Annotated in this window: 6 protein-coding genes; 4 read left to right on the forward strand and 2 right to left on the reverse strand. The window is 51.9% G+C overall.

The window, feature by feature from the left end:
* Positions 1-116 precede the first annotated feature (116 nt).
* Both ldpA and FEK30_RS02500 read left to right on the forward strand, forming a co-directional pair.
* A complete protein-coding gene (gene ldpA / locus FEK30_RS02495) occupies positions 117-1,181 on the forward strand; it encodes a circadian clock protein LdpA (RefSeq protein WP_138073720.1) in 1,065 nt (354 codons plus the stop codon).
* Positions 1,178-2,953 carry a R3H domain-containing nucleic acid-binding protein gene (locus FEK30_RS02500; RefSeq protein WP_138071587.1) on the forward strand — a complete coding sequence of 592 codons (1,776 nt, stop codon included), beginning with the start codon at positions 1,178-1,180 and terminating at the stop codon, positions 2,951-2,953. The genes ldpA and FEK30_RS02500 overlap by 4 nt, the downstream gene beginning before the upstream one ends.
* Here FEK30_RS02500 and FEK30_RS02505 read toward each other — a convergent pair.
* Positions 2,950-8,682, reverse strand: a complete 5,733-nt coding sequence (locus FEK30_RS02505; RefSeq protein ID WP_138071589.1) for an alpha-2-macroglobulin family protein — start codon at positions 8,680-8,682, stop codon at positions 2,950-2,952. The genes FEK30_RS02500 and FEK30_RS02505 overlap by 4 nt on opposite strands.
* Positions 8,683-8,962: 280 nt before the next feature.
* Here FEK30_RS02505 and FEK30_RS02510 point away from each other — a divergent pair, with 280 nt between their 5' ends.
* Both FEK30_RS02510 and FEK30_RS02515 read left to right on the forward strand, forming a co-directional pair.
* On the forward strand, positions 8,963-10,195 hold the full coding sequence (locus FEK30_RS02510) for a MarR family transcriptional regulator (protein WP_138071591.1): 1,233 nt from the start codon (positions 8,963-8,965) through the stop codon (positions 10,193-10,195).
* A gap of 24 nt (positions 10,196-10,219) precedes the next feature.
* On the forward strand, positions 10,220-11,068 hold the full coding sequence (locus FEK30_RS02515) for a mechanosensitive ion channel family protein (protein ID WP_255447922.1): 849 nt from the start codon (positions 10,220-10,222) through the stop codon (positions 11,066-11,068).
* 33 nt (positions 11,069-11,101) lie between these two features.
* Here the strand turns inward: FEK30_RS02515 and FEK30_RS02520 are convergent, their stop codons facing one another.
* On the reverse strand, positions 11,102-12,904 hold the full coding sequence (locus FEK30_RS02520) for a GAF domain-containing sensor histidine kinase (RefSeq protein ID WP_138071595.1): 1,803 nt from the start codon (positions 12,902-12,904) through the stop codon (positions 11,102-11,104).
* Positions 12,905-12,914: the final 10 nt, after the last annotated feature.

The following is a 12,914-nucleotide window of genomic DNA, read 5'->3' on the forward strand; positions in this document are numbered from 1 at the left end:
TCTTTCTATTGTGGGTTAGAGGTCGGGAAGAAAGGCGATCGCCCTTACGGTTTTTTACATCTTTCTCTCCTGATCAAGACTTTCCAAAGGGAAAATTAGAGCGTTACGATAAAGGGGTGAAGCAATCTCTTTTTCCTGCCCAATCCCTCACCGCTGGCCACTGGTTCAAACTCATCTGTGGTGCGAGTTTTCAGCATCTCCCCGCCATCCGTGATTTGACCCTCGTCTATAGCTTAGTGGGTGCCGATTGCATCGATGTAGCGGCGGATCCGGCGGTGGTGACCATGGCCCAGGAATCGCTCATCCAGGCGGAGGCGATCGCCCGTCAAAATCCAGCAAAATTTCCCCAATGGCAGGGCAAACCCTGGTTGATGATTAGCCTCAATGACGCCGAAGATCCCCATTTCCGCAAAGCGTTTTTTAATCCAAATCGTTGTCCCGCCGATTGCCCACGCCCCTGCGAAACCGTTTGTCCTGCCCTCGCGATTGATCACACGGGCGTAATTGGCGATCGCTGTTATGGTTGCGGCCGCTGTTTGCCTATCTGTCCTTTGGGTTTAATCGAAGCGAAAAATTATATTTCCAGTCCCCACATTGCGGCGGAAATGATCACAACCATGGCGATCGATGCGGTGGAAATCCATACCCAAGCGGGCCATTTTGCCGATTTTCAGCGACTCTGGCAGACCCTCAAACCCGTCCACCATCACCTCAAATTACTTGCGATTAGCTGCCAGGATCATCCCGATGTGTTGTCTTATCTCGAACAATTGCTCATAGAAATTCAGCCCCTCGACTGTCTCCTCCTTTGGCAGACCGACGGACGACCGATGAGTGGCGACATTGGTAAAGGGACAATCCATGCCAGTATTCAGTTTGCCCAGAAGGTACTCCAGAGCGGTTTACCGGGATATGTGCAACTGGCGGGCGGTACGAATAATCACACCTTCGATAAATTGCGACATCTTGGTCTATTGAATGAAGGGCGATCGCCTTTTATTGCTGGGGTTGCCTTTGGCGGTTATGCCCGAAAAATACTCCAACCGATCCTTGAAAATGCCGTTGAAATGCAGCCGCAACCCCTCGAAAGCGATCCCGAACGGTTTGACCAGGCGATCGCCCACGCCACCCAGTTGATAAATCCATTAAAATCTTCGTTAAACCCAAGCCTTAGTCTATGACTGCACCCCAATCCCCCGCTTTTCCGGCCCACCGTCGCCTCGTGACGGACGATCTCGAAAAACTGCTGACAATTTTGCCCGATGCGATCCGCGATCGCCTCGCCGACCACCCCAATAAAAACGCCCTGATCGAAGTGGTGATGGATCTCGGTCGCATCCCCGAAGCTCGCTTTGAAAATAGCACCGAAGACCTAGGCGATCGCCCCATTAGCCGCGAAGATTTGCAATATTCCGTGGAGCGGGTGGGGATGTTTAGTGGCGACAACCGGGCGGGTATCGAACGCACCCTGCACCGGATCAGTGCTATGCGTAACCGCCAGGGGGACATCGTTGGTTTAACCTGTCGCATCGGTCGCGCCGTGTTTGGCACGATTTTGATGATCCAGGAACTCGTTGAAAGCGGTAAATCGATTCTCCTGTTGGGACGGCCTGGGGTCGGTAAAACTACGGCGCTGCGGGAAATTGCGCGGGTTCTCGCCGATGACTTTGGCAAACGGGTCGTGATTATCGATACGTCCAATGAAATTGCCGGGGATGGTGATATTCCCCATTCCGCCATTGGTCGCGCCCGCCGGATGCAGGTGGCCACCCCGGAATTGCAACATAAGGTGATGATCGAGGCGGTGGAAAACCATATGCCTGAAGTGATTATCATCGATGAAATTGGCACCGAACTTGAAGCCCAGGCCGCCAGAACCATTGCCGAACGGGGTGTTCAACTTGTCGGGACAGCCCACGGCAATCGCATTGAAAACTTGATTAAAAACCCCACCCTCTCGGATCTTGTCGGCGGCATCCAAGCCGTTACCCTGGGGGATGAGGAGGCTCGCAAACGGCGATCGCAAAAAACCGTCCTCGAACGAAAAGCGCCCCCAACCTTTGATGTGGCCGTAGAAATGTTAGAACGGCAACGGTGGGTGGTTCATAGCGATGTGTCGATCACCATTGATACCCTCTTGCGGGGTCACCAACCGTTACTGGAAGTACGCACCGTCGATGATCAAGGCAATGTGAAGATCACCGAGGAAATGGAGCACCCCGTTGAGATTCCTAACTGGAACCCCCAAACAAAGATGGCCCCTGAACCCAGTCGCCCACGGGGACTGCGTGCTTCTGGAAAAATGGCCCCTCTACCCTTCGGTAGCCAGAAAAAAAAATTAGTTTCCCCTAGAAGCGCCTCCCTTGATCCCCTCATTGATCAATCTTGGGTTGCCCGTGATCCGCAACAGCAGGAGAAAGTGCGGGTGCCTGGCCCCAACGGTGAAGATTACCCCGTGTATGTCTATCCCTATGGCGTGGGGCGATCGCAGCTAGAGCAGGTGATCGAAATTTTGCGGCTGCCCATCGAACTCACCAAAGATCTCGAAGGAGCCGATGCGGTTTTAGCGTTGCGATCGCAGTTGAAAAATCATTCCAAATTGCGTCAAATCGCCCAAACTTGCCATGTGCCGATCCATGCGGTGAAGTCCAATACAATCCCCCAAATCACGCGGGGTTTGCGGCGCATTTTGAATTTAGATGATCCCCAAAACCAGGAACCGACAGATTTACGGTTATTTGCCCAAAGCAATAGCGATGATGAAATCGATGCCCTCGAAGAAGCCCGCCTGGCGGTGGAGCAAATCGTCATTCCCCAGGGTCAACCCGTGGAACTGCTGCCCCGTTCGGCCAAAATCCGTAAGATGCAACACGAACTGATTGAGCATTACCGTTTGCAATCATCGAGCTTTGGGGAAGAACCCAATCGCCGTTTGCGGATTTTCCCCGCCTAATTCACCTCTAACGTCGAAGAAGTACTTCTGCCGAAGGTTTCGGCGTTGTATTGCAGTGATACTTCAGCCCCAGGATAGTCAAAGCTGCCGGGGGTGATGGCGCGGACTAAATAGTGCAAATTGTAAACGCCCGCATTCAGGCGATCGCCATAGGCAACGACTTTATCTTTATAGATTTTCTGGTAACGCAATTGCCATGCGTCCTGCTGGGGTTGGTAATAGGTGGTGGCGGTTTGGAAGGCGGTATCAATCGCCTCGAAGCCGGCGGGGAGGGGATCGCTAATCAGCACATGATCGACGGGGTGATCGGTAATTACTTCTAAGCCAATGTCAAAGACTTGTCCGGCTTCGACGCTAAAGGGTTCTTTGAGGTTGTACAGTCCGTATTTACGAATAACTTCGGTTTGGTTAGCGGGGCGGATATAGCGGGTAATGCGCAATCCGTTTAGTTTGCCGGGTTGGCTGCCTGGGAGACGGTAGTTAAATTCACTCAGGTAATGGAGTTTGCCGTCGCCGTCTTTTTGGATAATCAGATCCCTATTGCCTTCGGGGAGATCCTGCATCGGCACATCGACGGTGGCACTGGGGTTTTCGTAGCCTTGGAAGTTGAATTGACCCAGTTGCTTACGGTCGAGTTTGACGGTGCTCGTAAAACTGGGCGGCGTAGCTTCGGTTTTGCTGTAGGCGGTTAAGGCGGTGAGGGCTTGGGCATTGTCATAACTGGTTTGCCAGGTGCCATCGCGCCGTTGATCGAGCAATCCTTGCAAGACTTGGCTAAGGGTAGCGGGGGTTTGTTTGATCTCGGTAAATAGGCGGAGGACTTGGGATTGGGCGGTGGTGTTGGAGTGATACCAAAACCAGCGTTGGGGCAAATTAATCTGGGCGGTGCGTCCGGTTTGATAAATTAACTCGTTGACTTCATCCGCTAACTCCTGAGCTTGGATTTGCCAATCGAGCAGTTGGGAGAGGTGGCGGGCTAATTTAATTTTGCCGACGGCATCAAACTCCTCGCGGGCATCGTACAGGGTTGCCGCAAAATCGCCGCGCACATCCCCGAATTGATCAAGGGCTAAGAGGGTTTCGAGGCGGACGGTATTTTTGCAGTTGGTGGTGCTGCATTCGCTAAATTGGGCAGGATTGGCAAGGGTTTGATCGAGGTATTGTCTAAGCTTATTCACCACATTTTCATCAACGGATAATCCGGCTTGCTGGGCAAGGGCGATCGCCTCGGCGGCGTAGGGGGTAACGTAGGGATCGGGGGTGTCGTCTCCGGGGAAAGAGGCAAAGCCACCACTGGTTAACTGTAATTGGGTTAAGTGGGTCAACGCTTGGCTGGCTTCGGCTTGGCTGTCGAAATTGACAAAGGCTTGACTATACCGCTGTTTGAGGATTTCTAAATTCGCGGCAATGAGCACCTGGCTGGCGGTGGGTTCGAGGAATGGGAAATCGTCGTCGTTAAACGTATCTTGGGCAGGGGCAGTTAATTCTGGGATTAGGGTACTGGCAACGGTTACGGTTAAGCCACCTTGGTTGGGAACCACCTGCCGATCGATGTTCAGGGGAATTTTTACTTCGTCCTCGGTCAAAATCCCCGTGGCGATCGCCTGTTCTTTGACCGCTAATTGCTTCACGTCGAGGGGCACTTCCACGGCATCGGCGACCCCATTTTTCTGGGTTGTAAATTTAAAGGTGGCGGTTCCGGCTTCGTTGGCGACCATCGGGAAACGGTACACCTCGGTATTATTGCCAATTTCGGCGGTTTGCGTTTGCCGTTGTTTATTCCCTTGGACAAATTCCATCGCCCCCTGTACTTGGGCTTCGATGTTTAAGCGACCTTTGGCACCCGTCGTATTCGTCACCATTACGCCCCCCTCAAGGCGATCGCCCACCCGCGCAAATTGGGGTAACACAGGATTGGTTAATAGAGGTTGGGTGGCGATAAAAGTTTCATCGCCATTGCCAAAGCGCATTTGAGCGTCCGTCGCGACGACTAAGACACGCCATGTGGTCAGGTCATCGGGCAGCGTAAAGGAGACTTCGGCTTGACCCTGTTCATCGGTTAAAACAGCCCCGTTATAGTAGGCGATCGCCTTAAAATCGGTGCGGGTGCGGGTATTTGCTAAAGCCGAGGATGCGCCACCGCCATAACCCCAACCTTTTGCTTCGGTCGAATCCAGCGGCGCAATGGTCACATCGGGGCGATTGTCTGCCCAGCGGGTGGTGATCGGTTGGTAGCGATAAATTTCATCCAGCAGATCGGGGGGACGATAGCCCGTCAATTGCAAAATCGCTTCATTGACCACCATCACCGTTAACTGTCCGGCAACGGGTTGCTCCCCTTGATCCTTGAGTTGCAGATTTAAGGTTTGTGCGTCACCGGGCATCACCTGATCCTGTTGCGGCTGAATGGCGACGGTTAATTTTTTCTCGGCGAGGCTCGTGCTGAAATCGTCAAAGCCAATTTTCATCAGCTTATCCACGCCATTTTTGCGGGCAGCTTCGATGGATTCTCCCCTATGAATTAAAACGGCTTCCACCGCCGCATTGGGCAACATCTCCGGTGTCACGGTAAATTGCACTTGGGGGGCGGCTCCGGTCACGGTTTGCTGGGTTTCGTATAGTACGCCGTGGCGAATCACGGAAAAATACAGTTCTGCTTCGGGGTAGGGGGATTGAATTAATGCTGTCGCGGTGTCGCCAATTTTGTATTCATCTTTGTCGAGGGTCACTTCTACGCGGTTATTGTCGAAGCGATCGCCCCAATTAAACCAGCCCGCACCGCTGACCCAAATGAAACTATCGGTGGCGGCGGCATCGGGTTGCCCGCTAATGGTGGCATGGAGGCGATAGGAACCACTGTCGGGGACAGTCAGTTCAACGGTTTGGGGTTTGGCGGCAGATTTAATAGTTTGGCTGGCGATCGCCTCGTATTCCACCTGCGGGCGTTTAACCTGAGATCCCTCGATAATTTGGGAAACTTCGCTGTAATTGACCTTCTGCAATTCTAATTTGACAGTTTGCCCTTCCATCGCTTTCCCGTCGGGACTGGTGACAATCACTTGGGTTTTAAAGGGTTTTTCCGCATCGGCAACGAAATCATGGTTGATCCCAATCAGGCGATCGCCGGGCAACGCGGTAAAGGTTTGGGTATTGGACACGGACAGATTCGCCGCATCGGTGACTTCCGCCTCGACGCGATAGGTTACTGGATAGGGTAGATCTTGCGCCACTTCAATTTCCTGGGAACTTTGCCCCGCATCGTTTAAGGTTTCTTCTGTTTGCAACACATCGCTACTAATGGACGGCTCCGTTTCCGACCAATGCCACTGCCGCCCAAACTGGAATTCGTCCCACCCCTCCGGTTGAAAATAACCGCGACTGCGGGTGACGTAATAATTCACCTTGCTATTGCTCACGGGCGCACCAAACAAATAATCGCTCTGGGTCGTAGCCGTCAGGCGATCGCCCATCTTTGCAAATTTTTGATCGAGCTTGAGATCCACTTTGAAATTGGGCGGCCGGAATTCAGCCACCCGAAAATCCCCGTAAATATTCACCCCATTGGCAGCTTCGGCGCGGAGGTAATAATTCCCCAAATCCTGCGTTTTCGGCACATCCCATTCCACCGTAAACGTGCCGTAGCGATTCGTTTGGAAGTTGCCTAAAGTGGTCTCTTTCCCCTCTGGGTTACTCAGGATCACCTTGTAATTTTGGTTAATATCCTGCCGCAATTTCCCATTTTTCAAATAATAGGCAACCCCCGTAAAATAAGCTTTTTCGCCCGGTTGATACAGTTGGCGATCGCTAAAAATTGTGCCCCGCCCTTGGGTTTCCCCATTATCCCAATCGGCATAAATCCCGTAACCGTAGGAACCGCTGTACTCATCGGTGCGCGTAAAAGCCCAATCCGAATTTTCGCGGGCAATCACCAGCAATTGCGGCGCATAATCCTGACCCTGTAAACAACTCCACCAGCCATTTCCCGCAACGAGTAAATTACCACCCCCATCAGTTCGCCCAGTAAAACAAGCTTGGGGATTTCCCTTCGTTTTTTGATCTAACTTGGATTGATAAATTTCGATCTGGGCATTAGAAACCGCCTCCCCTGTATCCAGATGGTGTACCCGCACAATGCCCGACTCCGGAAACCACTGGGCAAAAACCCCTAAATTCGTGAGTTGCACCAAGCCATGATATTGCGGCGATCGCCATTGGGTTTGATTATTCTGATCCTTATAGGTATTGGTTTTTGCCGTAATCCCGTAGGCGAGTAAACCCGTATTCCCGCCCAATTTTTCCCGAATCGGAATCGGCGTTTTCACCAACTGATTTTTCGGTTGTTTAACCGTAATACTTTCCCAACCGCTTTCGGACGGTACTAAATCGGTGCTGTTATTTTGCGGATAAGCCGTTTCCGCATAAACCAAATCCGTCGGTTGCACCACCCGATAACCCGCCTGAAACTTGCTTTCAGGTAAATTAATCGTTTCAATATCAAGATTCAGATCCGTCCCCGCCGGAAAAATATTCAGATCCCGCTGCGCCCAAATATCCGCCGCCACATCACCGGGGTTGTAGGTAATGCTTTGATCCTTGCCGAGGGTTTGCCCGTATTGATCCTTAAGATTTTTGCCGATGGTAATCGTGTAATCGGTATTCGGTTGGAGCACCCACGGATTCAGATCCACCGAGCGGCTACCGGGATAGGTACGAACGGCGAGATCATCCCCCTCCGGTTTCGGACTAATCGTAATATTTTCCACCGCCGCATCCGCATCTAAACCATTATTAAAAACCAGTTGGGCACTCCCTTTCACAAAGCGACCATAGGCTCCCCCCGCATCCGGTTGCCCGTAGAAAGTCATTTCCTCATATCGCAAGGGGGCATAGGTTTTAAAGACGGAGCGAAAGCTTTTTTCGGTGGGCAAGTTGCCTTGGTCTGGGGCGATTCCCGGTTGAAATTCCAGGGTGTATTGACTCGCTTTCTGTAAAGGCTGACGGGGTTTAACAATGTATTGCCAAGTTTTTTCTGGATCGAATTGACCGTCTGAAAGAATATCTGCTGGCGGTTCCTGCATCGTAACAGTTGCCTTAACTTTGCTCTGGCCGCTGACAAAAACAGTATGTTGCTTGAGGGAGTCGAGGTCGAGTCGGGTGTTGCTAGTCACTGTGCTTTCTTCCTCAAGACCCAAGGGTTCTGCATCTTCGGGCAAAGTGCCGACAACCCCAGGTAAATTGCTGAGACGAATTTGGGCCGTTTGGAATGTCCAAGCTAAATCTTCCGTGAGTTGATTATTTTCGAGATCCCCTAAACCGGACTTGAGGGTGACTTGGAAACGGGTGGCTTTGGGCAGGGGTTGGTCGGCTTGAAAACCAATCATTTTCGGCGTGAGAAAGCGAAATTGTCCAGAAATGGCGGGAATCAATTCAATCTTTTGGAGGAGGGCCGTTTCCTGGGGGCTTTCGAGTTGGGCGACGGGAATCAGGGGATGTTTAAACAGAATCCTGATTTGGGCGAGATCGGCGGCTTCTCCGGTGGGGCTAATTTCGGTGATCCAGTCGGGTAGTTCTGGTAAAGGGAGCGCAGCAACGGCGGGAAAAGGCGCGGCTTGGTTGGTGACCTGGCTAATTTGGAGGATTTGTTGGCACCCAGACAATCCGGCGATCGCCAACAGACAGCTTAAACAGGCGAGTAAGAGAAATTTAACAAAGCGACGTGGAAACCCCATACAATGCCCTCTGATTCTCTCTTCTGTGATAACGAATCACCCTGGCAATAAACGATTTTTTGTATATTTCTTAAAAACGACAAAGATATTAATTTGCGACAAAATTGTGGCGATCGCCGGGGGAGCCATTGGGTAAAATGACGCAATCTTGATGAAAAAGTCGGCTGCTCTGCAAATATCCCCTAAAATGGCGGACAAATTGTGAGCAAATGGGCTTGATAACGATGATTCCTCCGGGAATGGATTGGCGATCGCCCCGCAGCTTTCCCCTACCGATGCCATGGCACCTCTTTTTGTTGACTCCCTCAAACAGCAGTTCCACACCTGGTTTACCCAGCAGCAGGCGACCACGGAAGAAGCTGCCGACTTGGTAGAACTCCCCGATACCCTGTCCCTCCAGTTGGCGCGTCAACTGGAAACCCTGGCGAGTCCAGAGGGCTATTGTGCGCCTGTCAAAACCTCCATTACCGAGGCCATTGAAACTTGGCAAACCAATTTAGAAGCCCCCAATAGTTTTGTGCTCCTGGGCAATCCCGTGGAGCCGCTCCCGAAAATTTTGAGTGAGAGTATTCCCCGCCAAACTTTCCCTGATCTGGAAATCCTCACTCCCCTCGCCTGTTTGCAGCGCCCCCTCCACCCCAGGCACATTAGTCAACAGATCCAAAAGGCCCTAGAGCTCTATCCCCAGATTGATCTCAGCCCAGGCGATCGCCAAGATCAGCCCACTGTGGATCAGCTAGAACAACGGCAAACCCTGGTGATTATTCCCTGTCTAGAGCAATGTTTTCTCCGGTGTATTGGCGGTTGGGAAGGCATTGAGACCCTCCGGGATATCACCATTCAAAATCGCCACTGTTTCTGGATCATGAGCTGTAACCATTGGGCCTGGGACTTTCTGGATTTTGTGGGACAAATTAGCGCCTATTTTAGCCATGTGGACACCCTGCCTAAGTTAAAAGGGGAAATGCTTCAGACTTGGTTAGAACCCATTGCCCAGGTGGTTTTGCCGCCCCCTAACGTCCCCGAAGAACTGCCAGAGGATACGGCTGAATCAGATTCCCCTAAAGGCGAGCGTCTCGATGATTGGCAAAATCTCGCTAGTCAAGCCGACGGCACAGGTCAAATCGCCGCAAATCTTTGGCTCCAAAGCTTACGGATTCACCAAGAGCAAATCGAGCAACACCCAAACCTCCAATTTGATTTCGACGCAACAGATCCGCACCAACAACCCCTCACCCTTGAGAGCGTTAAACCAGCTCTACCCAGTCTGCCCAGCTTAGCCAGTGGCGATCTCTACATTCTCCATTCCGTCTTGATCCATGGCCAAATTAGCCGCGCCCACCTAGCCTTGAGTTTGGGGGAATCCCGGAATCGCATCCAAGCACGGATCCAGTGGCTCCTTCGCCAGGGGGTGTTGCGGGAAAATCAAGGGGCCCTCTCCATCCAAGCGGCCCACTATATCCGCCTCAAAAGTGAGCTGGCCAATAACAATTTTTTCGTGGGGGAAGATTAATCGATGGGAGTATCCTTTGTGCCGATGTCTGAATGGTTCACCCTCTTGGCCCAGGTTGACCCGCCTGAAAATTTACCCCAAAGACTTTTAACGGATTTCACGATCCAAAAAATCCTCCGGGCTGTGCTGGCGATCGCCGCCGCCTATGGCACGATGGCCCTAATCCAAGGCACCATTAACTGGTTGTCGGAACGGGTGCCCCGGCGCTTGCGGCTCTTGATTAAACAATCAATCCCCTTCTGGAAAGGCTTGATCCTAATTTTAATCCTCGCTTATCTGCTGAATTTATTTTTTAATCTCTCCCAAAACAATCTCATCGCCCTAACTGGTACCATCGCTGTGGCCTTGGGTTTTGCCTTTAAGGATTATGTCAGTTCGATCATTGCCGGAGCCGTGGCCTTATTTGAAGCGCCCTACCGTGTTGGCGATCGCATTAAAATTGGCGAACATTATGGCGAAGTCGTTGGCTATGGATTGCGGGGGATTCAGCTCCAGACCCCCGACGATAACCTCGTCACCATTCCCCATAACAAAACCTGGACAGAGGCCGTTTCCAATGCCAATAGCGGCCAACTCGAAGCCCAGGTCGCCACGGACTTTTTCTTTGGCCATGGCGTTGATGTGGAGCAGGTGATCCAAATTCTCTACCAAGCGGCCTATAGCAGCAAATACACCCAGCTTAAGCTACCGATTGTGGTGGTAATGCAAGAAAAAATGTGGGGCACCCAATTCAAACTCCGTTGCTATCCTATGGATGCGAGGGACGAATTTATCTATAAAACGGATTTAATCCGTCGCGCGAAACAAGCCTTCGCCCACCAAGGTCTGCCTTATCCGAGGCTTGTGCCCCAAACCGTGGATGCCGAGGAGTAAGTCGTTAATTATATTGATTTAAAAATTCGCCCGTTAAAACCCGGCGATCGCCTGGGGAAAATCCAATAGAAAGCACGTGCGGTAATCATTACGGTGAGGATTGGGGTCACTAGAAACGGTAATGCTACCTTCTAAATGTTCAACAATGGTTTTCACGAGGGCGAGACCAAGACCAGTACCAGGAATGGCCTGGGCCGTGGCCCCGGTGCCCCGACGAAATTTATCAAAAATCTGGGATTGTTCTTCGGTGTGGATGGCGGCCCCATCGTTACAAAGGCGAATTTGAATCCGGGCTGGCGATCGCCCCAAATATTCAACGCTGAGGGTAACGTTACTCTTGGGGGTGGCATATTTCCCGGCATTGGTGAGGAGTTCACTCATGGCATTGAGAAACTGTTCGGGATCCGTCTCAAATTGCAATTTTGTGCTGAGAGCCTTGGGCTTAAACCGGAGGTGAAACTGGAGTTGTTTGAGGGGAGTCCAGCGATCTTGGAATTTTTGCACAAGCTCTGAGAGGGCCGGGCCGAGGGCGAGGCGTTGGGGTTTGAGGGCAAATTCACTGGCCTCTGCCTGTTGAAGCTGGAGCAGGTCGTGGATGAGTTTGCTTTCTCGGTTGAGTTCTTGATCGAGAATGTTTAAATAAGTTCGTTGTTTTTCTGGCGATCGCCCCGGTTGTTTGAGCATTTTAATCGCCAGCTTCATCGTTGCCAGGGGAGTATTGAGTTCGTGACTAACGGTGCTCAAAAAATCATCCTTCAAGCGATTAAGGTGCCGCAGTTGTTGAATTTGGTGCCGCATCTGTTGACTAAGTTTCGCCTGGACTTCAAGGCTCCATTTCAATTGACTCGTGCGTTCTTCGACCAGGGATTGCACCTGCCGGAGGGCCTGGTGGTGGATCATCGTGCGGCCCAATTGGTGAGCAATGCTGGCCATGGTTTGAATTTCTTCGGGGAGCCATGGTCGGGGCGATCGCTGGGCCAAAATCACAAAACCTAAGACCGGTTGACTGTGCTGGGGAGACAGTTGCCCACCCATTAACGGAGCAAAGAGTAGGCTACGAACTGGGGATCCCAGGAGAGGAGATTGCCAGGGATGGGTTGTGGTATCGGCGATCGCCCACACCAGAGGCGCTTTTTGCCAAGCCACCTGACAGAGTTCACAGTCCTGGAGCGACCATTGGGTCGGCAGCTCAGACCAGCTAGACTTAAGCTCCAAAGTATCCGTCGGATCAGGTTCCTGTCGTTGACGGAGGGGATTCGCCGATTTGAGTAAAAGAATGCCTCCCTGCTCGACGCCGAAAATTGTTTGGAGTTGGGTACTGGCGGCCTGAAATAATTTTGGTGTGTCCTGAATTTCATCAATGAGCTGCTGAATTTCCCGCTGGGCCTGTTGGTACTGTTGGCAATTGACGATGCGGTTTTGCTGGGCCAAGATTCCAAGGGCCAACTGGAGCGGTGGACGGAGTGCCTCAAGGGTATTTATCTGGGGTAAGGTTTGGGACTGACAACCGAGCCATAGATAACCCTGGGCCTGCTGTGCGGGGAGGGGCACAGTGGCGATCGCCTCCAGACCCTGGGCCATCAGAGCGTGATAAGGCGTGTGACGTAAATCGGTATAGGTGCAAATGTCAGGGTGAAATTCTTGGGGTAGAACAAGATTGACATCGGCTAGGTTCGTGGGCCAGGTCTCGGTCAGGCTTTGGGATGGGCTTAAATCGACCCTCAAACAAACCCAATCTACCTGTAACTGCTGGGCGATCGCCGCCGTTAGGCGGGTTAAAAGGCGCGGGGATGAGATGCCAAATTCTAAGCAGTCGTAGAGGGCAGCGGAGACCATGGTTTCGCCT

Origin of the sequence: Picosynechococcus sp. PCC 11901 (genome assembly GCF_005577135.1) — a bacterium.
Lineage (GTDB): Bacteria > Cyanobacteriota > Cyanobacteriia > Cyanobacteriales > MRBY01 > MRBY01.